The sequence below is a fragment of the Pseudomonas sp. NFACC02 genome, assembly GCF_900110765.1.
Classification (GTDB): Bacteria; Pseudomonadota; Gammaproteobacteria; order Pseudomonadales; family Pseudomonadaceae; genus Aquipseudomonas.
Window position 1 is genome coordinate 41,887 of record NZ_FOEO01000030.1, and the last position, 23,913, is coordinate 65,799.

Annotated in this window: 17 protein-coding genes; 12 read left to right on the plus strand and 5 right to left on the minus strand. The window is 61.2% G+C overall.

The window, feature by feature from the left end:
* The first annotated feature begins 8 nt into the window (after positions 1-8).
* The 8 genes from BMY73_RS20635 (at position 9) to BMY73_RS20670 (ending at position 11,417) form a co-directional block, all read left to right on the plus strand.
* The gene (locus tag BMY73_RS20635) at positions 9-716 is read left to right on the plus strand and encodes a MotA/TolQ/ExbB proton channel family protein (RefSeq protein WP_092409346.1); all 708 of its coding nucleotides are present in this window, start codon (positions 9-11) and stop codon (positions 714-716) included.
* Positions 716-1,117 (plus strand): ExbD/TolR family protein, encoded by a 402-nt coding sequence (locus tag BMY73_RS20640; RefSeq protein ID WP_062381909.1) that lies wholly within the window; start codon positions 716-718, stop codon positions 1,115-1,117. The genes BMY73_RS20635 and BMY73_RS20640 overlap by 1 nt, the downstream gene beginning before the upstream one ends.
* Positions 1,118-1,315: 198 nt before the next feature.
* Positions 1,316-4,051 carry a TonB-dependent receptor gene (locus BMY73_RS20645; RefSeq protein WP_092409374.1) on the plus strand — a complete coding sequence of 912 codons (2,736 nt, stop codon included), beginning with the start codon at positions 1,316-1,318 and terminating at the stop codon, positions 4,049-4,051.
* A gap of 250 nt (positions 4,052-4,301) precedes the next feature.
* Positions 4,302-6,143: an extracellular solute-binding protein gene (locus BMY73_RS20650; RefSeq protein ID WP_092409376.1), complete on the plus strand. Its 1,842-nt coding sequence runs from the start codon at positions 4,302-4,304 to the stop codon at positions 6,141-6,143.
* 1 nt (position 6,144) lies between these two features.
* Complete coding sequence (locus tag BMY73_RS20655; RefSeq protein WP_092409348.1) at positions 6,145-7,215, plus strand: microcin C ABC transporter permease YejB; 1,071 nt, start codon at positions 6,145-6,147, stop codon at positions 7,213-7,215.
* Complete coding sequence (locus BMY73_RS20660; RefSeq protein ID WP_092409350.1) at positions 7,215-8,237, plus strand: ABC transporter permease; 1,023 nt, start codon at positions 7,215-7,217, stop codon at positions 8,235-8,237. The genes BMY73_RS20655 and BMY73_RS20660 overlap by 1 nt, the downstream gene beginning before the upstream one ends.
* A 9-nt stretch (positions 8,238-8,246) precedes the next feature.
* Positions 8,247-9,845 carry an ABC transporter ATP-binding protein gene (locus BMY73_RS20665; protein ID WP_092409352.1) on the plus strand — a complete coding sequence of 533 codons (1,599 nt, stop codon included), beginning with the start codon at positions 8,247-8,249 and terminating at the stop codon, positions 9,843-9,845.
* Positions 9,846-10,361: 516 nt separating this feature from the next.
* Positions 10,362-11,417, plus strand: coding sequence for a permease (locus BMY73_RS20670; protein ID WP_062381914.1), 1,056 nt, complete (start codon positions 10,362-10,364; stop codon positions 11,415-11,417).
* A 97-nt stretch (positions 11,418-11,514) separates the two neighbouring features.
* Here BMY73_RS20670 and mnmH read toward each other — a convergent pair whose 3' ends face one another.
* The 5 genes from mnmH to BMY73_RS20695 form a co-directional block, all read right to left on the minus strand.
* Positions 11,515-12,615, minus strand: a complete 1,101-nt coding sequence (gene mnmH / locus BMY73_RS20675; protein ID WP_092409354.1) for a tRNA 2-selenouridine(34) synthase MnmH — start codon at positions 12,613-12,615, stop codon at positions 11,515-11,517.
* Positions 12,615-13,649 (minus strand): selenide, water dikinase SelD, encoded by a 1,035-nt coding sequence (selD, locus tag BMY73_RS20680; protein ID WP_092409356.1) that lies wholly within the window; start codon positions 13,647-13,649, stop codon positions 12,615-12,617. Before selD ends, mnmH begins: the two co-directional genes overlap by 1 nt.
* A gap of 282 nt (positions 13,650-13,931) precedes the next feature.
* Positions 13,932-15,071, minus strand: a complete 1,140-nt coding sequence (locus tag BMY73_RS20685; RefSeq protein WP_256571249.1) for an MFS transporter — start codon at positions 15,069-15,071, stop codon at positions 13,932-13,934.
* Between the two features lie 2 nt (positions 15,072-15,073).
* A complete protein-coding gene (gene treS, locus BMY73_RS20690) occupies positions 15,074-17,143 on the minus strand; it encodes a maltose alpha-D-glucosyltransferase (protein ID WP_092409360.1) in 2,070 nt (689 codons plus the stop codon).
* Positions 17,144-17,521: 378 nt separating this feature from the next.
* Complete coding sequence (locus BMY73_RS20695) at positions 17,522-18,169, minus strand: LysE family translocator (protein WP_092409362.1); 648 nt, start codon at positions 18,167-18,169, stop codon at positions 17,522-17,524.
* Between the two features lie 306 nt (positions 18,170-18,475).
* Here BMY73_RS20695 and BMY73_RS20700 point away from each other — a divergent pair, with 306 nt between their 5' ends.
* From BMY73_RS20700 to BMY73_RS20715, 4 genes are all read left to right on the plus strand, one after another.
* Positions 18,476-19,957 carry a MocR-like pyridoxine biosynthesis transcription factor PdxR gene (locus tag BMY73_RS20700; protein ID WP_092409364.1) on the plus strand — a complete coding sequence of 494 codons (1,482 nt, stop codon included), beginning with the start codon at positions 18,476-18,478 and terminating at the stop codon, positions 19,955-19,957.
* A 127-nt stretch (positions 19,958-20,084) separates the two neighbouring features.
* Positions 20,085-21,191 (plus strand): Gfo/Idh/MocA family protein, encoded by a 1,107-nt coding sequence (locus BMY73_RS20705; RefSeq protein WP_092409366.1) that lies wholly within the window; start codon positions 20,085-20,087, stop codon positions 21,189-21,191.
* 255 nt (positions 21,192-21,446) lie between these two features.
* Positions 21,447-23,030 (plus strand): aldehyde dehydrogenase (NADP(+)), encoded by a 1,584-nt coding sequence (locus BMY73_RS20710; RefSeq protein WP_092409368.1) that lies wholly within the window; start codon positions 21,447-21,449, stop codon positions 23,028-23,030.
* 239 nt (positions 23,031-23,269) lie between these two features.
* Positions 23,270-23,611, plus strand: a complete 342-nt coding sequence (locus BMY73_RS20715; protein WP_092409370.1) for an FKBP-type peptidyl-prolyl cis-trans isomerase — start codon at positions 23,270-23,272, stop codon at positions 23,609-23,611.
* The last annotated feature ends 302 nt before the right edge of the window (positions 23,612-23,913 follow it).

The window sequence follows — 23,913 nt, forward strand, 5'->3', positions numbered from 1 at the left end:
GTGTAACCATGAACGAATCGATCTCTTCCATGATTGTCCCTGGCGTGCTCTGGGCGCTGGTGCTCTTCTCGGTGTTGAGCTGGGGGCTGCTGCTGATCAAGTCCGCGCAGTACCTGAAATTGAAAAACCAGAACAAACAGTTCACCAAAGCCTTCTGGACAGCACCGGACCTGCTGACCGCGGCCGAACATGCCACCCAGTACCCAGGCTCGCTGGCACGCATTGCCAACAGCGGGTTCGAGGCCATGGCCGTCGACGAATCACCCCGTACCACTCAGCAACTGGCCCACACCATCAACCGCTCGGACCGTCTGGAACGCAACCTTCGCCAACAGATTCAGAAGGAACGCCGTGCGCTGGAAGCCGGTCAGGCCATCCTGGCCAGTATCGGCAGCACCGCGCCCTTCATCGGTCTGTTCGGCACGGTCTGGGGGATCATGGAAGCCCTGCAAAGCATCGGTGCCAGCGGCTCGGCCAGCCTGGAAACGGTCGCAGGCCCTATTGGTCATGCGCTGATCGCCACCGGTGTCGGTATCGCGGTCGCGGTGCCGGCGGTGCTGATTTACAACTTCTTCCTGCGTCGCCTGAAACTGGCCGTGGCCGACATGGACGACTTCGCCCATGACTTCGATTCGCTGGCACAGCGCAGCGCCTTCGCGGTCAGCCGTCAGCCCATCGCCCACAAGCACGGCCAGTCCGTGCGGGAGGCGAGCTGATGTCGTTCTCCACTCAAGACAGCGATGAAGTGCTCAGCGAAATGAACGTCACGCCGCTGGTGGACGTGATGCTGGTGCTGCTGGTGGTGTTCATCGTCACGGCGCCGCTGATGACCAACGCGATCAAGGTCAATCTGCCGAAAACCGACGCCGTGGCGCCCGCCGAGAAAAAGGACCCGGTGGTGGTCAGCGTCGATCAGGACGGCAAGTTCTACCTTGCCAAGTCCGAGATTGCCCCGGAATCGCTGGAGATCAGCCTCAAGGACGTCAAGGCCAAGGACCCGGACGTGCGCGTGCAGTTGCAGGCGGACACCAGCGTCAACTACGGCCAGGTGGCCAAAGCCATGGCGTCAATCGAGCGCTCGGGGATCACGAAGATTTCCGTGATGACCTCCAAATGATCAACGCGCCATGAACTGAGGGCTGCGCGCGAACGCGGCCCTGCACACCCAACTCCCGATGTAACGGCCGTCCGTGGTTTTGCCATGGAGGGGAGCGGCTTGCTTGAAAAGTGGATTTCCCGACCGCCACAACCGCGTCGGAGCAACGAGGGCTCACAAGGCCATTTCAATAACATCTGGAATAAGTCGGAAATTACCATGCTGATGAGTTTTCCTGGTTTTACCCTCAAGCCCCTGGCTGTTGCAGTACAGCGCCATCCTCGTGCCGTGATCTGCGCACTGGCGATGGGCATGAGCTCGGCGTATGCCGCTGACAATACCGAGACCGCTGCCGACGCAGCCCCCGCCAGCGAAGCCGCCGTTCCGGCAGCCGCCGCCGTGCCCGCGACCACTCAGCTCAAACGGGTCGAAGTCACGGGTTCGGCGATTCGCCGGGTGGATGCCGAAACCGCTGTGCCAATCACCATCATGCGCACCGAAGACTTGAAAAAGCAGGGCGTGACCACCACCGCCGAGATCGTCTCGCGCATCACCGGCAGCAACTCCATCGATAACGCCGCAGGCTCTATCGGCAGCGCGACAGGCGGCGCTTCGTTCGCAGACATGCGAGGTATCGGTGCGAACAAGACGCTGATCCTGCTCAACGGCCGCCGTCTGGCCAATAACTCGATGTCCGGCACGCACTCTCAGGGTGGCGCCGTCGACCTGAACACTATTCCCTTCGCCGCCATTGACCGCGTTGAAGTGTTGCGCGACGGCGCCTCGGCCCTCTACGGGACCGACGCCATCGGCGGGGTGATCAACTTCATCACCAAAAAATCGCTGACCGAAGGCAACCTGGAACTAGGTGGCAGCATGGCCGACGCCAGCGGTGGCGGCGGCACCAAGGACATGAGCGGCAGTTGGGGCTTCGGCGATCTGGAGCAAGACCGTTTCAACGTCATGGGTGTATTCAACTACACCACTCAACAGAATCTCGACGCCAATGATCGGACTTTCGCCAAAGACTATGTACCGGGTCGCGGGCTGGACGCCACCTCGCCTACACCCTATCCAGCCAACTACAGCCAGAACGGAGGGCCGAGCACCAATCCGCTGTCGTCTAGCAACTGCAACGGACCGAATCTGATCCCGGGCCAGGGCAACTGCAACTACAGCACTCGCAACTCAATCGACCTGATCCCGCAAACCGAAAAGACCTCGTTCTTCGGCAAGGCGACCGGCAAGCTGGCCGACGATCACAACGTCAGCCTCGAGTACTTCTGGGCGCGCAACAACAACGCCACCACCATCGCCCCACAACCACTGACCGGCATCAGCGTGCCGAATACGTCGCCCTTCTATCCCGGCAACGGCATTACCCCGCTGCCAAACAACTTCACTCTCGATCCCAACGATCCGGTAGACATCCGCTGGCGTGAAACCGCCGCAGGAGACCGCGAGCAAAAGGACCAAAACACTGCCCAACGCTTGCTGCTGACATTCGATGGCAACGTGTCGGGTTGGGATTACAACGTCGGCGCGTCGTACAACCAGAGCAAAGTCGTCAACAGCGTAACCGGCGGTTTTGCCAGCGACTCGGCTCTGACCAATGGCATTCTCAACGGTATTCTTAACCCCTTTGGCCCGCAAACGCCGGAAGGTCAGGCGTACATCGATGCGAACCAGTACCACGGCGCTTACAGCACCTCCGTCGGTCGCGTCAGTGCGCTGGACGGTCGCGTCAGCCGCGAAATCGGTAACTGGTTTGGCGCCGGTGAGGCCGGGATCGCCTTGGGTGGCGAATACCGTAAAGAGAAGTTCCACCAGACCATCGAGGACTTCGCGGGCGATCTGGACAGCCTGGGCGTCGATCCCGACTCAAGCGTCTCGGGTGACCGCAGCATTCAGGCGCAATACGCCGAACTGAATGTGCCAGTGCTGGACAGCCTCGAACTGTCGGCGGCCGTCCGTCACGATAAATACAGCGACTTCGGCAGCACCACCAACCCGAAATACTCTTTCCGCTTCCAGCCGTTCAAGGAACTGGTGGTCCGTGGTGCTTACAGCGAAGGCTTCAGGGCCCCGTCTCTGTACGAGCTCAACAACCCAAACTACACCACTTACAGCGTTGGCAAGTATGACGATCCGCGCTTGTGTACTGGCGGTGTAGTCCAGCCAGGTGGCAACTCGGGGCGCGACTGTGGCCTGCAGTTCTACAACCGCACGGGTGGTAACCAAGACCTGCAACCGGAAACAGCCCGCAACGTTACGTTTGGTTTCGTCTACCAACCGGTGCGCAACCTCTCAGTTGGCCTGGACTTTTGGTGGGTCAAGATCGCCAACCAGATCGAAGAGTTTCCGGAATCTTCAGTGTTCGAAAATCCAGACCTGTACGCCGATCGTATTGTGCGCGCAGCCGACGGCTCGATCGACCACATCATTACTGGCCTGGCGAACCTGGGCAAAGTCAAAACCAATGGCGTGGACGTCAGCCTTGACTACCTGTTCCCGAACACCCCCTACGGTCAATTTGGCGCGAACCTGCAAGGCACTTACGTTGATCGTTACGACTATCAGGAAACCATTGGCGGCGCTTACATCGACCGCGTAGGCGACTACCAGGGAACCGGCGTCTCGGCGCGCTGGAAACACAACCTCGTTGGAACCTGGAACTTGGGGCCGTATCGCGCTTCGATCACTAACCGGTTCACCACGGGTTACTACGATCAGGACCGAACCACCAACTCCCGCGTTGCATCTTATTCGGTATGGGACATGTCGGCGGGCTACACCTTCGACAAGGCGCTGGATATCGATGTCGGCATGAAGAACATGTTTGACCGCAACCCGCCGTTCTCCAACCAGACCGACAACTTCCAGACTGGCTACGACCCGCGCTACACCGATCCACTGGGCCGGACGCTGTTCGCACGTATGAATTACCACTTCTAAGCGTCCTCCCCTGACACGCTCATGCTCCGGCGCGTCAGGGGTCCTTCTGCGAAATCGCGCCCCCGGCTTTCAGGTCTCGTCCACCTTCCCCGGCCGGGGGATTTTTTCCCAGCGCTGGACGTGCGTCGATCAGCAAACCAAGGATTGTCCGAACATGTGCGCCTCCCCGCTTTCGTTGCGACGCCTGTTGCCCGGCATCGCATTGCTTTACACCGTGGTGTTTTTCATCTCGCTGCTGTCCGGCGTGCCGATGGCCATTGCCGCTCCGGTGCATGCCCTGACCGTGTACGGTGAACCACCGAAGTACCCGGCTGACTTCAAGTACTTCGATTACGTCGACCCATACGCGCCCAAGGGCGGATCGATGAGTCGCTCGGCCGAGGAGATCGGTCAGTACAACTACCTGACGCCCTACGTCGATCAGGGCATCGCCGTCAGCCAGATCGACACGTGGGTCTATTCGCCGCTGGCTTATCGCTCACTCGATGAGCCTTACACCGTCTACGGGCTGGTGGCGGAAAAGCTGGAACGCGACCCCGGCAACCTGTGGGTGCGTTTTTATTTGAACCCCAAGGCGCGCTTCGATGACGGAACGCCCATCACCGCCGAAGACGTCCGTTACACCTACCAGACCTTGATCACTCAGGGCAGCTTCAGCTACCGACCACTCTACGGCGACGTCAAGGACGTGATCATCGAAGCGCCGGGGCAGATACGTTTCGATTTCAAGAACAACCTCAACCGGACGCTGGCGCTGGACCTGGCGAGCATGCGTGTGCTGCCCGAACACTGGTGGAAGACCCGCGACTTCACCAAAGGCGGTGGTTTCGAGCCGCCTCTGGGCAGCGGGCCTTACCGGGTGTCGCGGGTCGACCCCGGGCGCAGCGTCAGTTTTCAGCGCGTCAACGACTGGTGGGCCAAGGATTTGCCAGTCAGCCGAGGGCTGTACAACTTCGACACCCTGACCGTGAATTTCTACGGCGACGTTGACGTCGCCCGGCAACTGGTTCAGGCCGGCAGCTTCGATTACAACCGCGAATATTCATCCTCCGGTTACGTGGTGGGCTACACCGCACCCACCTTGCTGGACGGCCGCCTGCAAAAAACCATCCTGGCCAAACGACGACCGGTTGCAGGGCAAGGCTTTGTGTTCAACCTCGACAAGGCGATGTTTCAGGACCGCCGCGTGCGTGAAGCACTGGCCATGCTCTGGGATTTCGAATGGGTCAACGGGCAGATCATGCGCAACTTCTATGTGCGCGAGCAGACCTATTTCCCGAAAAGCGAGATGGCCGCGACTGAGTTGCCCGACGCGCAAGAGCTGAAAATCCTCGAGCCACTGCGTGGGCAGGTCCCTGACGAGGTGTTTACCCAGGTGTGGCAGGCCCCGAAAACCGACGGCAGCGGCTACATCCGTGACAAACAATTGAAGGCGCTGAAGTTGCTGGCCGAGGCGGGCTGGCATCCGAAGAACAACCGTCTGGTGAATGCTGCGGGTCAGCCGCTGGAATTCACCTTCCTCGACGGTCAGGGCGGTTTTGATCGCCTGGTGCTGCCCTACAAACGGGTGCTGGCGCAGATCGGCATCACCCTGAACTTTCGCCTCGTCGATTCGGCGCAGTACATGAACCGTCTCAACGCCCGGGACTACGACATGATCGTGGTCACGCTGCCGAACAACGGCAATCCGATCCTCTCCCCCGGTCGCGAGCTGTACAACCTGTTCGGCTCGCAGAGCGCGCGACAGGTGGGCAGTTCAAACGCCATGGTGCTGCGCGATCCGGCCGTGGACTCGCTGATCGACGGCCTGGTGGCCGCCAACAGCCGCAACGACATGCTGCATTACGCCCGCGCGCTGGACCGGGTGCTGCTCTGGGGGTTCTACATGATTCCGAACTATTACTCCCAGGGCACGCCAGTGGTATTCGCCAACCGCTTTGGCCGGCCGAAGGTTGAGCCGATCTATGACGTGGGTCTGGACAGCTGGTGGCAGGTCAGCCCTGTCGCACTGACCAACCAGGAAATGGCCGCGCGTCTGGCGCCACAGACCAGTGCGCCGATCACCTCCACCGCTCAGAACGAGGGACGCTGACATGCTTGGTTATGCGATGCGTCGCCTGTTGCTGATCCTCCCAACCCTGCTGTGCATTCTGGTGGTCAACTTTCTTATCGTGCAGGCCGCGCCGGGCGGCCCGGTGGAGCAGGCCATCGCGCGGGTCCAGGGGTTGAGCACCCATTCCGGAATCGGCGGTGGCGGTGGTGAAGTCGCTGCAAGCGGTAGCGTCAGCCGCAGTTCGCAAGGACTGGATCCGGCGTTGGTGGAAGCGATCAAGCACCAGTACGGTTTCGACAAGCCGATGCACGAACGCCTGTGGCTGATGCTGACCCACTACGCGCAACTGGATTTTGGCAGCAGCTTCTTTCGCGGCGCGACAGTGACGGGCCTGATTGCCCAGAAACTGCCGGTGACCCTGTCGCTGGGGCTGTGGGCGACGCTGATCACCTACCTGATTTCAATCCCGCTGGGTATCCGCAAGGCAGTGCACCACGGCAGCCGGTTCGATGTCTGGAGCAGCACAATGATCATCGTCGGTTACGCCATTCCGGCATTCCTGTTCGCGATCCTGCTGATCGTGGTATTCGCCGGAGGCAGTTACCTGAGCTGGTTTCCGGCGCAAGGGCTGGTGTCGGACGACTTCGACAGCCTCTCGACCTTCGGCAAGCTGCGCGACTATCTGTGGCACCTCGTCCTGCCGGTCAGTGCGCTGGTAATCGGCGGCTTCGCCACCCTGACGATCCTGACCAAAAACAGCTTCCTCAATGAAATCAGCCGCCAGTACGTGGTCACCGCGCGGGCCAAAGGCCTGAGCGAAAACCGGGTGCTCTACGGGCACGTGTTCCGCAATGCGATGCTGCTGGTGGTGGCCGGGATTCCCCAGGCGTTGATCGAGGTGTTCTTCGCCGGATCCTTGTTGATCGAAACCATCTTCGGCCTCGACGGCATCGGCCGCATGAGCTACGAGGCCGCGGTGTCCCGCGATTACCCGGTGGTGTTCGGCACGTTGTTCCTGTTCACCCTGTTCGGCCTGTTGATCAAGCTGGCGGGCGACCTCTGCTACACCCTGGTCGACCCGCGTATCGACTTTTCCGCGAGGAGCGCCTGATGTTCGAGATTTCCCCGCAAAGCCAACGCCGGCTGACGCTCTTCAAATCCAATCGGCGCGGCTGGTGGTCATTGTGGATCTTCCTTGCGCTGTTGTTGATCTGCCTCTTTGGCGAACTCATCGCCAACGACCGCCCATTGATCGTCAGTTACCAGGGCCACCTTTACTACCCGACCCTGCATCAGTACGTGGAAACCGATTTCGGCGGTGAACTGCCGTTCGAGCCGGACTACGCGAGCGACTATGTGCGCCACCTGATTGAAGGCAAAGGTGGCTGGATGCTCTGGGCGCCGATCCCGTTCAGCTACGACACGATCAACTACGAACTCAAGGCGCCCTCGCCCAGCCCGCCGAGCGCTCGCAACTGGCTGGGCACCGACGATCAGGCACGGGATGTGGCGGCGCGGGTGCTGTTCGGCACCCGGGTGTCGATTCTGTTTGCCCTGTTGCTGACCGCCATCAGCACCGTGATCGGCGTGTTCGCCGGCGCGATTCAGGGGTATTACGGCGGTCTGGCTGACCTGATCGGTCAACGCCTGCAAGAGATCTGGTCGGGACTGCCGGTGTTGTACCTGCTGATCATTCTGTCGGGTTTCGTCGAGCCGAGTTTCTGGTGGTTGCTGGGCATCATGGCGCTGTTCTCCTGGCTGGCGCTGGTGGATGTGGTGCGCGCCGAGTTCCTGCGCGGACGCAATCTGGAGTACGTCAAAGCCGCTCGCGCACTGGGCCTGACCGACAGTGCCCTGATGCTGCGGCACATCCTGCCCAACGCGATGACCAGCACCTTGACCTACCTGCCATTCATTGTCACCGGGGCGATTGCAACCCTGACCGCGCTGGACTTCCTGGGCTTCGGCATGCCCGCAGGCAGCGCGTCGCTGGGCGAACTGATCGGCCAGGCCAAGCACAACTTGCAGGCACCCTGGCTGGGCCTGACGGCGTTCTGCTCGCTGGCGTTGATCCTTTCCCTGTTGGTGTTCATCGGCGAAGCCTGCCGTGACGCCTTCGATCCCAGAACCTGAGGCGTCGCCATGAACGAAGCTGAACATGAGAGCCTGATCGACATCCGCAAGCTGCGCGTGGCCTTCAATGGCACCGAAGTGGTCCACGGCATCGACCTGACGATCCGCCGGGGTGAATGCCTGGCACTGGTGGGCGAATCGGGATCGGGCAAGTCGGTCACCGCGCACTCCATCCTGCGCCTGCTGCCGAAGAAGTCGGTCAGCACGCAAGGCAACATCGTCTACAACGGCGTTGATCTGGTGCACGCCAGCGACAGCCAGTTGCGCGCTTTGCGCGGCAACCGCATCGCCATGATCTTTCAGGAGCCGATGACCTCGCTCAACCCTCTGCACACGGTGGAAAAGCAGATTGGCGAGATCCTGGCGATGCACAAAGGTCTCAAAGGCAAGGCGGCGCGCGCGCGAACGCTCGAACTGCTGGAACTGGTCGGCATCCACAATCCGCAGCACCGGCTCAAGGCGTTCCCTCATCAGTTATCCGGCGGTCAACGGCAACGGGTGATGATTGCCATGGCGCTGGCCAACGAGCCGGACCTGCTGATCGCGGATGAGCCCACTACCGCACTGGACGTGACCGTGCAGGTGAAGATTCTTGAGCTGCTGAAGTCATTGCAGGCACGGCTGGGGATGTCGTTGCTGCTGATCAGCCACGACCTCAACCTGGTCAGGCGCATCGCGCAAAGGGTCTGCGTGATGCGCGCCGGGGCAATCGTCGAACAGGCGGACTGCCAGACCCTGTTCAGCCACCCGCAACATGAGTACAGCCGGCTGCTGATCAATGCCGAGCCTGACGGCGAGCCCGTGCCCAGCGTGCACTCGCAAACGTTGCTGTCGGTGGATGAACTGAAAGTCTGGTTTCCATTGCCCAAGCCCCTGTTCAGTCGCGAACGGCAATTCATCAAGGCCGTGGACGGGGTCAGTTTCGAGCTGCTCAAAGGCAAAACGCTGGGGATCGTCGGCGAATCAGGGTCGGGGAAATCGACACTCGGGCAAGCGATCTTGCGATTGATCGATTCCGAAGGCGGCATTCGCTTTGCCAACAAGGAACTGAGCCTGCACAGCCAGGAACGAATGCGTCCTCTGCGCAAGCGCTTGCAGGTAGTGTTTCAAGACCCCTTCGGCAGCCTCAGCCCGAGAATGACCGTGCAGCAGATCATCGCCGAAGGCCTGCTGACCCACGGCATCGGCACGCCGCAGACGCGTGAGCAAACGGTCATACGGGTCCTGCGTGAAGTCGGTCTGGATCCGCAGATGCGTCATCGCTATCCCCATGAGTTTTCAGGCGGGCAGCGCCAGCGCATTTCGATCGCCCGCGCGCTGGTGCTGGAACCTGACCTGATCTTGCTGGACGAGCCGACCTCGGCACTGGATCGTACGGTGCAAAAGCAGATTGTCGCGCTGCTCAGGGATTTGCAGACTCGCCACGGTCTGACGTACCTGTTCATCAGCCACGACCTGGCCGTGGTCCACGCACTGGCCCACGACCTGATCGTGATCAAGGACGGCAAGGTGGTGGAGCAAGGCGCGTCACGAACGATATTCGCCCATCCGCAGCAGCCTTACACAAGGGAGCTGTTGAAGGCGTCGGGATTGGTGTTTGGCGGGTGACTCAGTCTGCTGGCCTGGTGATGACCCAGCGTTTGAGCTCACCGTGGATCCTGCGGTCGGACACAAGTCCGCGCCTCAACCCGGTCACTGTAGGAGACGTCCGAGGTTACGGGGGCAGCGAATGAGGTGGGTCAGTCATTGGTGATGTCGCTGACCCACCGCATTCGCCAGCAAGCCGGCTCCTACAGTATCAGCGGCGTCCTCATGGCTTCGGACCGACGCGAACCCCTGTGGGAGACGTCCGAGGTTACGAGGGCAGCGAATGGGGGTGTCAGTTACCTTTGATGGCGCTGGCCCACCGCATTCGCCAGCAAGCCGGCTCCTACAGTATCAGCGGCGTCCTCATGGCTTCGGACCGACGCGGACCCTGTGGGAGACGTCCGAGGTTACGAGGGCAGCGAATTTGATCGCTTCGGAGAACGACCTCGCGCACGCCGGACACTCACTGCAACACCTACTACACTGACCCGCGAAAGCGTATCATCGCGCCCCTGTTTTCTTGCCCCGGTGCCTGTCATGTCCACACTTCCGCTCGCCACTGAACGCCGTGGCTGGTCATTCTGGTGGAAACCTCTGGTGTTTCTGCTGGTGGCCGCCATCGGTTTGTACTACGTCAAATGGTCGCCGTATTACCTGAAGTCCTTCGTCGCTGCCGATACGCATAACATTGGCGGCTCGATCATCAACGACAACCCCGCCAATCCATGGGCCGCTGCGCTGGCCTACGCACAGGTGTATTTCCTGGCGATCTGGAAAGCTGCCGTGCTGGCGGTGATCCTCGGTTCGCTGCTGCAAGTGCTGATCCCGCGCGACTGGTTGCTGCGCATGTTCGGTCGTGCCGGTCTGGGCTCGACCGTGCGCGGCGGCCTGTTCGCGCTGCCTGGCATGATGTGCAGCTGCTGTGCGGCACCGGTCGCGGCAGGTCTGCGCAAGCAGAATGTCTCGGTAGGTGCTGCGCTGGCGTTCTGGATCGCCAACCCTGTGCTCAATCCAGCAACGCTGGTGTTCATGGGTTTCGTGCTGGGCTGGGGCTTCACGGCGCTGCGTCTGGTGGCGGGCATTGTGCTGGTGGTGGGCGTTTCGCTGGTCGCCCAGCGCATTTCACGGCCGCAGACGTTGCCGGAAGAAGCGGTGGAAGCCGTGGTTGAAGCCGAAGCGCCGGAACAAGGCAGCCTGCTGACCCGTTGGGGCAAGACGATCTGGCAGCTGTTCTGGACCACCATCCCGATCTACGTCGTGGCCGTGCTGGTGCTGGGCGCTGCCCGCGTCTGGCTGTTCCCGCACGTGGATGGCGCGATGGGCAACAGCCTGCTGTGGCTGGTGCCGCTGGCCATCGTCGGCACCCTGTTCGTGATCCCCACCGCCGCCGAAATCCCGATCGTACAGACCCTGATGACCCTCGGTCTGGGCACCGCACCCGCCGTGGCCCTGCTCATGACACTGCCAAGCGTAAGCTTGCCGTCGCTGCTGATGCTGCGTAAGTCCTTCGACGCCAAGGTGCTGGTGACCGTCGGCGTACTGACCATGCTGATCGGTGTCGTCAGCGGCTTGATCGGCGCTGCGGTGTTGTAAACACTACGCAAAACCCTGTGAGAGCCGGCTTGCTGGCTCCCACAGGATCCAGCCCACCGAGATCCGCGCGGCTTAACTGTGGACGGGTTGTCGTCACTTACCGAGCCGTTCTGTGCTTCAGGTATTCAACCACCGCCGCCTGGTCACCCGCGAACTCAATGCGCGGGTTCTTGCTGTCACGCTGATGGACGTACATCGGGTCGTAGTATTCGCTCAACATCGCACTGATCCAGGCCCGGTGCCGGTCGATGTCGCCGCTGCGCTCCTGCTCTTCCAGCGCACTGTCCATGATCGCGGACAGACGTTGATATCGCTCTCCGCCCAAGCGCCGCACGATGCTCGACAGGCTTTGTTTCAGCCGTTGGGCATACCCTTCGAAGCCCGTCTCGACACCCTGAACCTCAATGAACTCGACACACAGGTCGATCACGTAATCCTTGAGGATCCGCTCGACCCGCCCTTCGAAGCTGTCTTCCAGCCACACCAACGGCGCCGCCTGCATGGTTCGGTACAACTCCAGCGGAACAGCACGGCTGCCGACGATACGGCCCTCATCCTCGATCACGAACTGGTGCAGGTGTCTGGCGCGCTTCTTCAGAATGTCGATCGCCAACCGGTTTTCGAAATCGATCTGCTCCGGCTGAGGTGTCGCGTGCTTTCCGAAGCTTGAGCCACGGTGGTTGGCGAGGCCTTCCAGGTCCAGCGCATTGTCCAGTTGCTGCAGCACTTCGGTTTTACCGGTCCCGGTGAGGCCGCCGATCAGCACGAAATCGCATTCGGCGACGGCTTGCTCCGTGACCCCGATCAGGAAGTTACGCATGGCCTTGTAGCCGCCGATGATGCGCGGGTACTGAATGCCCGCCTCGGTCTTCAGCCATTGCTGGGTGATCTGCGAGCGCAACCCGCCCCGGAAACAATACAAAAAGCCTTCCGGGTGCTGGTTGGCAAACGCCGCCCAGGCTTCGATGCGCGCTTGCTTGAGCTCACCCGATACCAGTTGGTGGCCAAGTTCGATGGCGGCCTGTTGCCCGTCCTGCTTGTAGCGGGTGCCGACCTTCTGCCGCTCGACATCGTTCATCAGCGGCAGGTTGATCACGCCGGGAAACGCGCCCTTGGCGAATTCCACCGGGGCACGGACGTCCATCATCGGGATATCGTGGAGAAAGATGTCATGAAAGTGGGCGCTGTTGTCGCGCATCAAAACACCTCGACGGCGAGCCGCTGTCGCTCGACCAGTTCGCCAATCGGCGAGAGGCTCAAGCCCAGCTCGTCGGCCATCGCCAGAAACGCGGCCTCTTCGAGAGGTTCGACCGCGATCAGCAGCCCGCCACTGGTTTGCGGGTCACAGAGCAGCAGCTTCTGCGCCTCCGTCAGGGCGCCGATGCGTTCGCCGTAGCTGTCGTAATTGCGATGCGTGCCGCCAGGAATGCAGTTCTGCTCGATGTAGAAATCGACGCTGCCCAGGCGCGGGACCGCGGCGGCCTCGAGGCGCGCCGTCAACCGGCTGCCATCGGCCATTTCCACCAGATGCCCCAACAAGCCAAAGCCGGTGACGTCCGTCATGGCCGTGACGCCAGCCAGCTTCGAAAAGCGGCTGCCGGGCTTGTTCAGCGTACACATCACGTCCCGGGCCAGGCCGACGTCTTCATCCCGCAGCACGCCTTTCTTCTCGGCGGTGGTCAGAATGCCGATGCCCAGAGGTTTGGTGAGGAACAGCTTGCAGCCAACGGTCGCGGTGTCGTTGCGCTTCATGAAGCGCTTGTCCACGAGGCCAGTGACGGCCAGGCCAAAGATCGGCTCGGGCGCATCGATGGAGTGCCCCCCTGCCAACGGGATGCCCGCGGCGTCACACACGGCACGGCCACCCCGTATCACTTCGCGGGCGATTTCGGGGGCCAGGACGTTGACCGGCCACCCAAGAATGGCGATCGCCATCAACGGGTCGCCGCCCATGGCATAGATGTCGCTGATTGCATTGGTGGCGGCGATACGGCCGAAATCGAACGGGTCGTCGACGATGGGCATGAAGAAATCGGTGGTGGAGACCACGCCCTTCTCGTCATCGATGGCGTACACCGCCGCGTCGTCGCGCGAGGCGTTACCGACCCACAGACGCGGGTCGAGGTTCTGCGCGCCGCTGCCGGCAAGAATGGTTTCCAGGACTTTGGGAGAAATCTTGCAGCCGCAACCGGCGCCGTGACTGTATTGGGTAAGACGAACAGTATCGTTCATGGGAAGCCCCTTGGATTCAAGGCGCTGAAGTCTACCAGAGCCGGGCCGCATTGGTCGCTCGGGTGGATGGTCGGGATCTGTCTTGACGCTCAGGAGCGCGCTTGCCCGCGATCACAATGTTCCCCGCGAGTGATGCGAGTGATTTGTTACCGGCCTGCCGCGATCGCGCCATGCGCGTCTCCAAGGGTAGGCTCAGCAGGCGTGGCGCCCTGCTGTGCCTCTGGACGAAAAAAGCAGAAGGTGAGCCGATCCGGGCTAAACATCATCACAGCCATGATCGGATCAGGGCCGGGCAATTCTGCGTGCGCTCAGCACTTGCGCCAGCATCAGAACACCGACACACAACAGGGCGTTCTGAAGCCCGATGAGGTGAGCGGCGAACCCAATCAGGGCGGGCCCTAGCAGAATGCCGCAGTAACCGATGCCGGTGATGACCGCGATGGCCAGTCCGGCCGGCATCGCGGTCTGCGCGCCGACCACCGAGCAATAGACGGGGAACGCGTTTGCCAGTCCGAGCCCGATCAGCGCAAACCCCAGCAGGAACAGCGGCCACGCCTGCAGCAGCACCGCCATGGCAAAGCCGACCATGACCAGCACACCACCGCCCATCAACAGCGAGACGGCTCCGAACCGTTTTCTTAACGCGTCTCCGCAAAAGCGCCCGGCAGCCATGGTCAGGGAAAACACCGCATAGGCGCTCCCGGCAATCGACAGGTCAATCTGATGGGCCCGGTTCAGAAACACCGCGCTCCAGTCGAGCACCGCACCTTCGACCAGCAGCGCGATGAAACACAACACGCCCACCACCACGACTTTGACGGACGGCCGGGCGAAAGGCGTCGCGGGATCGTCAGCGCCGTACGGCAGCAGATGCCGGGCGTGCCACAGCAGCAATCCGCCGACGATCGCCACGACGACCGCAACAGCCACCAATGGCGACGCACCGCCCCACAGCAGGACGCTCATCAACAACGCACTGGCAATGCCGCCCAGACTGAACAAGCCATGAAAGCCGGACATCAGCGGGCGCCCATGATCGCGCTCCACCATCAACCCCTGCACGTTCATCGCAACATCGATGCTGCCCAGCCCTGCGCCAAACAAAGCCAGCGACACGGCCAGCGCCGGTAAAGATGAAAGACTCGCCAGCAAGGGCAACATGCTGCAGATCAGCGCGCCACCGATCAACGACACGAACCGGCAGCCCTTGCGTGTCGTCAACGCGCCCGCGAGGGGCATCGCCAGCATCGACCCCAGGCCAAAGCACAACAGCAGCGCGCCAAGCTGAGCTTCCTCGAGCCCGGCCCGCTCACGCGCGAACGGCACCAGTGGTGCCCAGGCACCCAAGGACATTCCAGACAGCAGGAATGTCAGGCGGTAACTCCAGAGGTGGACAAGCGTCGGGGCTTTCAAAGGCTGCACGGTTACATCATCGGCGAGGCCATGCTCACCACTCGCAATGCCAGGCCTTCATAAGCGTCGAGGGTAATGGTGAACTCGCCCTCCTCCGTCAGATCGCCTTCGACCCGCTCGTTGATGATGTCCACCACAGGCCCCGGCGCGATGCCGGGCAGGTGCAGGGTTTCAACGATGGCTTCAGGACTGAAATTGAGCGCGGTGATCTGCGTGCCTTTCCCGGCAGGGAGCTCATGCACCATGATCAACAGACCTGGATGCTCGACGTCCGGAATCAGGATCTGCCGACTGGCAGCGATGTCGTACGCGCGACGCACGGCGAGGATTTTCTTCAATTGCGAGGCGAAGGAATCCGGGCGTTGCAACTGTTCCACGAGACTGCCGTACAGGGTCGTGGCCCTGGGCATGCCGCCTGTCGAGACATCGGCATCAGGGTCCATGTCGACCAGGTCGTAGGCGCCCCGGTGAATCCAGCGGGTGTCGCCATCCCCCATCAGATGCGCCACTTGCTCGGCGGGCAGCGGCAAGGCGCCTACCAGGTCCCATCCCGACAAGGCGAATACACCCGGTTGCATGGCGTTGAACATCACCAGCAGCAGATGGATGTGTTTGATGGTCTCGATGTCCGCCGGGGTAATGCTGTCCAGATCACGGATGCCCAGCGCCGCGGTAATGATGCTCGCCGTGGTACAGGACACGCCGTTGGTGACGAACTTGAGGTTGTACGGCGCGTGCTCACCCGCCAGGCGCTCGTACATTTCCTCGCGGATGTGTTCACGCAGGATGTTGCCCGGGAACGTCTGGCCCATGTAGAGATACTGATCGTGGGCGTGCAGGGTCCAGAAATGCACCAGCTCCAGCGTCAACTCGTCATGGTTCTGCAGCGCATGGATCAGCGAGGCCGGGTCGATGCCGAATTCGTGTACCTGGCGGAGCATCAGACGCAGGAACTCGGTTCTGCCGGTCAGCAGCGCGTGTTGATAAGCCGGACGGGTGATGAAGTCATAAGACAGGTCGGCACCGCCGTGGGACATGGCGGCGATGTCGTCGATGGTCAGGTTCAACTCCTGGAAGCTGAAACCACCCGCCTTGCGAATGGCCCCGGCCAGTAACTGGTTGCCGGTGATGGACAGCGGATGGCTTTCGGACCATGCCGTGCCGTCGGCCTTGCGCTCGACCCCGAGAAAGCCGTTGGCATCCAGACGCAGCACTCGCGCACCCATCACGTCGATCGCGTGCAGCGCATCGCCAATGATCATCTGCTGGGCAGCAAAGCTGGGGTCCAGCCAGTTCAGCGAGGGCTGACCTTCCTTGAAGTAATGCAGATACACCCACCGTCGCGCCTTCCCGTCCACGCCGGTGATCACGGGCGTGGCGCTCCAGTCGGTCTCCTTGACGCCCGGTTCGAAAAAAATCACCCGCTGCAACTGACCGACGATGTAATGCTTGTCGCGCAGCGCATCGACGGTTGCGGGTGGCAGGTTGATCGCATCGCGCCCGGCGGGGACTTCGGGCAACAGCGCCCAGTCCTCCTCCTTGATTTCAACCATGTGGTACAGCCCGGGGTATTCCTCGTAGGCCAGTTCGGCCAGCCGGAAATCCGCGCCCTTGCCGGTGTGAGACGGGATCACGTCGTCGACAATCACGGCGTTGTGCGCGGCCGCAATACGGCTCAGGTTGAGGAACTGGGCGTCAGTGCCGAGCTCGGCATCCACTTCGAAACTGATGCGGTCGAAGTTGCCATCAATGCTGGGCGTGCGCTGACGCCCTTTGAGGCCCCCGGAGGCTTTGAGCGGACCGTTATGAATGCCCTGAATGCCGATTTCGGACAACGCGTGCCACAGCGTTTCATCGCCCAGCGCTTCCAGTACCGAACCACCCTCGCGCGTGATGATCGACGCGGGGTAGGCGGTAAACCACACCGATGCAATGGCGGAGGCATCGCGCGGCCGGGCCATTGCGTAGGGTCTCTGCCAGAGGCGACCCTGACCACCATAGAGTTTGGCGCGTTGTTTTGCGGCGTTGAGCATCGACTGCTCAACCAGCCATTCCACGTACTGCTTGTCCGGTGTGGTCATAGGGTCCAGGGTTCCGTCTTCAAATGGGGTTTGGAGAGGCCGCCCCAGGCGCTCATGCGCGGTCGGGACGGTCCTGTCTACGCCGTTGCTTATGTCTATGAGCGTTGAGCGACGTAAACGTTGCATCAAGAACGGAAATGGTGGGGTTGTCTGGAGAGACTGGACAAATGCAAGCCTGTGTGGCGCTGATCGCTCTGCGTCCGCGTTGACGCAGAGCGTCAGTCACCGCATTACCACGCGGAGCGTGGGCACGATCAACATAAGGTTGACCCATTACCTGTAGAAGCGCGCTTGCCCGTGATCTGCCGCGCAGCGTTAGCAAAATCAGGCGACGCGATCATGCCAGGCACACCGCCCGTTACCACGAAAAGCCCGACCTCAATACCGCGCCGCGTTAACGATGAACTCCTGATACCCGGAAAAGATCACATACACCGCGAAATAGCAGAAAATCGCCGCAGACACCCAATAGGACACCTTCAGCAGCTTGTCGCCCAGCAAGCGCCCGCCATGACTGGCCGCGAAACAGATGAACGCACACCACGCCACACCTGCACTGAAAAAGCCCGAGAGAAACAACGCCGTGCTCAGGCTGCCATGCCCACCCGCCCGGGAAATCAGGGTGCCGCCCACGGCAGCAAACCACAGAATGGCGGTAGGCGATGACACCGCCAGGAACACGCCCCGCGAGAACTCCCTGAGCCCTGAACGATTGTCGACGTCACCGGCCACCGCCAGCCCGCTGTGACTGCTCATCGCCGACATCACCATTTTCACTGCAAAGCCGATCAACAGCACCGAACCGCCAATCCACAGCGCCCACCGCACCCACTCGTATTGCAGCAGTACGGTCATCCCGGCCAACGCCAGAATCGCGTAGAACAGGTCGCCAAAGCACGTTCCCAAACCCAGCCAGAACCCTTGCAGGTAGCCGCGCTGCATGGCGAGCGTGATCATGGCGATGTTGGCCACGCCAATGTCCAGGCACAGGGAAAGGCTCAGCAAAAAGCCGCTGGTAAACTCCATGTTTGATATCCGTCGAAAACCGATGTGTGGGGGCGAATTAAAAAACAGCGCGCAGGATAGCGGGATCGCGTGATTTTGCCGACCCGATTCCAAGAGCTTTTTTGTCGCGACGCCTGCGTCAGACATTAACGACCCAGCCGGAAACGCACGATGGCCAATCCCGGGGGTTTTCACCTGACCAACGCGGCCCAGACAGGAGACCAATTCCCGGTTTTTTCACTGCGCAGCTATACCGCTTCGATGGCCGCTGACTAGAATCCCTCATCTTGTTGGGTCAACGTCGCTCATCGTGTTCGGGAACCGCTCGTGGAACTTCATATCGTCATTCATGGCCGCAAAGACCTGGCGAACCAGCTGTATGAGCAGTTGCGCGACAACATCGAATCAGGACGCCTGGCCGCCGGCGTTCAACTGCCGCCCAGCCGTTTGCTCGCCGCGCAACTGGGCCTGTCGCGCAAGACCATTTCAGACACGTACAGCCGTCTCGCCTACGAGAACTATCTGGTTGGCAAGATCGGCAGCGGCACGTTCGTCAATGCCCTGCATACGCCAACTCAGCGTCAACGGCCGTCTTCGGAACTCGCAAGCGCCGCCCGGGTAAAGAAATGGCAGGACGTCTCCCTGCCGCTGCGGCACCCGACGCGAGAGGGCACGCTGCGCTACGACTTTCTCGGTGGAGCCACCGGCAAGACCCAGTTTCCCCATGATGAGTGGCGGCGTTGCACGCAGTACGCGTTGCGGCAGATGTCTCAGGCCCGTGGTTTTTACAGCCAGCCGGAAGGCTTGCCGCCATTGCGCAGTGCTATCGCGGGTCACATCGCGTTCGCCCGTGGTGTGAAATGCAGCGCCGATGACATTGTGGTGTGCAACGGCGCGCAACAGGCGCTCGACTTGATCGCCAGGGTACTGATCGAACCCGGTTGTACCGTTGCCATGGAAGACCCCGGCTATACGCCGGCGCGTCTGTTGTTCGCGGCGCAAGGCGCCAGGGTGGTCAGCGTACCGGTGGACAGCGAAGGCATCGTAGTCGAACTGATTCCTGAAAACGCCCATGCGATCTACGTCACGCCGTCACATCAAATGCCATTGGGCATGCCCATGAGCCTTGCGCGCCGTGAGGCCCTGCTGGAAAAAGCCAATCGCATCGGCGCGATCATCATTGAAGATGACTACGACAGCGAGTTTCGCTACGAAGGCCGCCCGACCGATTCCCTGCAAAGCATGGATCGGCTGGGCGTCGTGGCTTATGTCGGCACGTTCTCCAAAACCTTGCTGCCCGAGTTGAGACTGGGCTATGCCGTACTGCCGCAGGCCATTTTTGAAGCGGTCATCAAGGCCAGGCAACTGACGGACTGGCACACCTGCACCTTGCCGCAATGGGCGCTGACGAAATTCATCACCGACGGTCTTTTGAACAAACATATTCGTCGCTGCCATTCCATTTACGCCAGCCGTCGCGAGCGCATTCTGGCGCGAGTTTCGGGGGATCTTTCGCCGTGGATGGAGGCGATTCCATCGACAGCCGGGTTCCACATGGCGGTGATGTTCAAGGTGCCGGTCAATCTGCCGTTGTTAGTCGCCTCGGCGCGCAGGATTGAGATCGGACTGCACCCTTTGACCGGGTTCTTTGCCGACACCCTGCCACGCGACGGTCTGATTTTCGGGTTTGGCGCGATCGAAACGCTGGACATCGACCCAGCGCTGGATCGGCTGCGCGATGTGCTGAGCCAGATCACTGTCGACATTGGGGCCGAGGTGACAAGCGTTGCGCGTGACGCTTCCCGCTAGCCAATCCCGAGGAACATCGAGCGGCCATTGATTGACGGTAGGCAGCGCGATGGAACTTCCACCGCGCTTACCTGCCGACTACAGAGGTGCCGGACACGTCGTCCGCTGAATACAGGAGGCTTTTCACATGCCTGACTCAAACGGCAAGGTTCGCTACGCAGTGGTCGCCGGGGGCTGGATTTCCCAAGGTGCATTCATGCCGGGACTGGAGCAGACCGATAACTCCGTGATGACTGCATTGGTGACCGGCGACCCGGTGAAGGCCGACGAACTCGCCGCACTGTATGACCTCAAAAGCTATCATTACGACGAATTCCAGACCTTGCTGACCTCGGGTGAGATCGACGCGATCTACCTGGCGACCCCGAATTTTCGTCACCGTGAATTCGCCGTGCCGGCGCTGGAGGCCGGCATCCATGTGCTGCTCGAGAAACCGATGGCAGCCAACGAAGAGGACTGCCTGGCCATTGCCGAAGCCGCCAAACGCTCCGGCGCAAAACTGATGGTCGCTTATCGTTTGCACTTCGAGCCCGGCACGGTCGAGATGGTGAGTCGTGTCAGGGCCGGCGACATCGGCGACCCACGGCTGTTTACCGCCACGTTCGCTCAGACGACCGATCCCGCGAATCACCGCATGCAGAGTGGGTTCGATGCAGGCCCTGTCGCCGATATGGGCCCCTACCCGATCAACGCCGTGCGCACCCTGTTCGCTGCCGAACCGCTGGAAGTGTACGCCGTGGGCAGCAAGACGCCCGGGCGTGAAATCAACACGTTCGACACGGTCAACGTCACCCTGCGCTTTGCCGAAGAACGCCTGGCGACGTTTACCGTCAGCTACAGCCTGCCGTCCACTGAACGCTTCCAGTTGATCGGCACGCGGGGTGAGTTCGAGGCCTCGCCGTGCTTCGGTTTTGGCGAGGGCGTGGCGATCACGTACCGCGCGATCATCGACGGCACCACCACCGAACACAGTCACCCGGTCGTCGATCAGTTTGGCGGAGAGACTCAGTACTTCTCTGACTGCATCTTGCAAAACCGCGAACCTGAGCCCGATGGCGACGAAGGCTGGCGCGATGTTCGGGTGGTCGAGGCTGTCGAGCGCGCGTTGATCACCGGCAAGCCGCAAAAACTGGACCCGCTGCCCGAGCGGCCGGGTATCGGTATCGAACAGGCGCGTCGTCTGCCATTGGCCAAGGTGCCGCCGTATATCAATACCGATGAGCCTAACGCCTAAGCAAACGCGCCCATGGGGAGCCATTGTGCGCGAAGCGACCTGTTTAAAGGCCCTTCGCGTGCACGCTCGCTCCCCCATCGCCAAGCGTGGTTTCCCGGACTTCCCATGCCTTGCGAGTGAAAAAATGCAGTTGTATGATGTCTGTCAACAATCGATAACCCTTGGGCTATCGTCGCGTAGCTTCATATAACGACCGCGATTCTCTGTCAGGCGCATCGCCTGACCGTTTCGACCCAAAAATAACAGGAGAAGCAGATGCCTACCGTTCTCGGCCAGAACTTCATCGGCGGCGCCCGCAGTGGCCTCGGCGAAGCACGCCACAAGAGCCTCGATGCCACTACTGGCGAAGCCCTGCCTTACACCTTTTACCAAGCCACTGACGGCGAAATCGACGCCGCAGCCCTGGCGGCCAAAGAAGCTTTAGCTGAATTCCGTCAGCTAAGCCCGGCGCGCCGCGCGGAGTTCCTCGACGCCATCGCGGACGAACTCGACGCACTGGGTGATGATTTCGTCGCCCTCGTTTGCCAGGAAACCGCGCTGCCGGCCGGTCGTATCCAGGGAGAACGCGGCCGTACCAGTGGCCAGATGCGCCTGTTCGCGAAAATCCTTCGGCGCGGCGACTTCCTGGGGGCTCGCATCGACCTGGCCCTGCCTGATCGCAAGCCGCTGCCACGCGTTGACTTGCGTCAGCAGCGCATCGGTGTCGGTCCAATAGCCGTGTTCGGCGCCAGTAACTTCCCTCTGGCGTTCTCTACCGCCGGCGGTGATACCGCGTCGGCACTGGCCGCCGGTTGCCCGGTGGTGGTCAAAGCGCACAGTGGTCACATGGCGACGGCGGATCTGGTCGGCCAGGCCATCGTTCGCGCCGCTGAAAAAACCGGCATGCCGAAAGGCGTGTTCAACATGATCTTTGGTAGCGGCGTCGGTGAAGGCCTGGTCAAGCATCCGGCCATCAAAGCCGTCGGCTTCACCGGTTCGCTGCACGGTGGCGACGCCCTGTGCAAACTCGCTGCAGCGCGTCCAGAGCCCATTCCGGTCTTCGCCGAAATGTCCAGCATCAACCCGGTTGTCTTGTTGCCAGGCGCGCTGTCGGCCCGTGGCGCAGCCATTGCCGGCGAACTCGCGGCGTCAGTGGTCATGGGCGCCGGTCAGTTCTGCACCAACCCCGGCGTGGTGATCGGCATTCGCTCGCCTGCCCTGACCGCCTTCACCGAGCACCTGCAAGAGCACATGGGTGGCCAGGCGCCGCAAACCATGCTCAACGAAGGCGGTCTGCGCAGCTACAGCAAAGGCGTTCAAAAGCTGATGGCGCATCCGAGCGTCACCCACCTGGCGGGCAAGCCGCAGGAAGGTCGTCAGGCGCAGGCCCAGCTGTTTAAGGCTGACGTGAGTATGTTGCTCAACGGTGACGAACTGTTGCAGGAAGAAGTGTTCGGTCCTACCACGCTGTTGATCGAAGTGGCTGACGACGCTGAACTGAAAGCCGCTCTGTTGGCCCTGCGCGGTCAACTGACGGCGACCCTGATCGGTGAAACCGCCGACCTGCAGAAATACCAGTGGCTGGTGCCGGTCCTGGAAGACAAAGTGGGTCGGATTCTGGTCAACGGCTACCCGACCGGTGTCGAAGTCTGTGACGCCATGGTTCACGGTGGCCCGTACCCGGCGACCTCAGATGCGCGCGGCACTTCTGTCGGCACACTGGCGATCGACCGCTTCCTGCGTCCGGTCTGCTACCAGAACTACCCGGACAGCCTGCTGCCGGCTGCCCTGCAAAACGCCAACCCGCTGGGTCTCAAGCGCCTGGTCAATGGCGAGTGGAGCAGCGACGTCATCGCGTGATGATGGCTGATTCCTGAACAAAAAAACGGCGCTTCCTGCCATGGACGCGCCGTTTTTTATTCGTGGAACCCCATCAAGCTACGCCATTGCCCAAACTGAACATCTGTCGCACGCGTGCATTCAGTTGCTGTAAAACCCGATTGCTTGATTTCCGATTGCGATAGCCAGGCATTGCCAGTCATCAAGGCCCGCTTTAGCATCGGCGCCACCCACCTACTCACGCGGCAGCGGATTTAGCCATGAACAACGAATTACAGATCATCGACCTGCTGGAAGGCACCGGCAAAGCAGCGGTCAAAGGTGCACTGATCACCACTCAGTACACCGGTACGCTGGAAGACGGCACTGTGTTCGACTCGTCCCGGGACCGTGGTAAACCCTTCCAGTGCGTGATCGGAACCGGCCGCGTCATCAAGGGATGGGACATCGGAATCATGGGCATGAAAGTCGGCGGCAAACGCAAACTGTGGGTGCCCTCGCACCTGGCTTATGGCGAACGCTCAATGGGTGCGCACATCAAGCCGCATTCAGACCTCACCTTCGAGATTGAACTGCTGGAAGTACTGACCCGGGATGATTGAACACCTGCGGGAATTGTCGGACCTGTAGGAGTGAGCTTGGTCTGGGCGGCATTCCGACGAATGATGTGGATCAGCACCATCATCAGAAACTGACACACCGCATTCGCGGGCCTCGTAACCTCGGACGTCTCCCACAGAGTTCGCGTCGCTCCGAAGCCATGAGGACAACGCTGATACCGTGGGAGATTCTATGGTTCTCGGACCGGTGGTGTCAGTCCGGTTTTGAGAGTCGCAACGCCTGACAGCATGCGCCACATCCCGGATGACGCAGAGCGTCATTGAATGTGTTACCACGCGGAGCG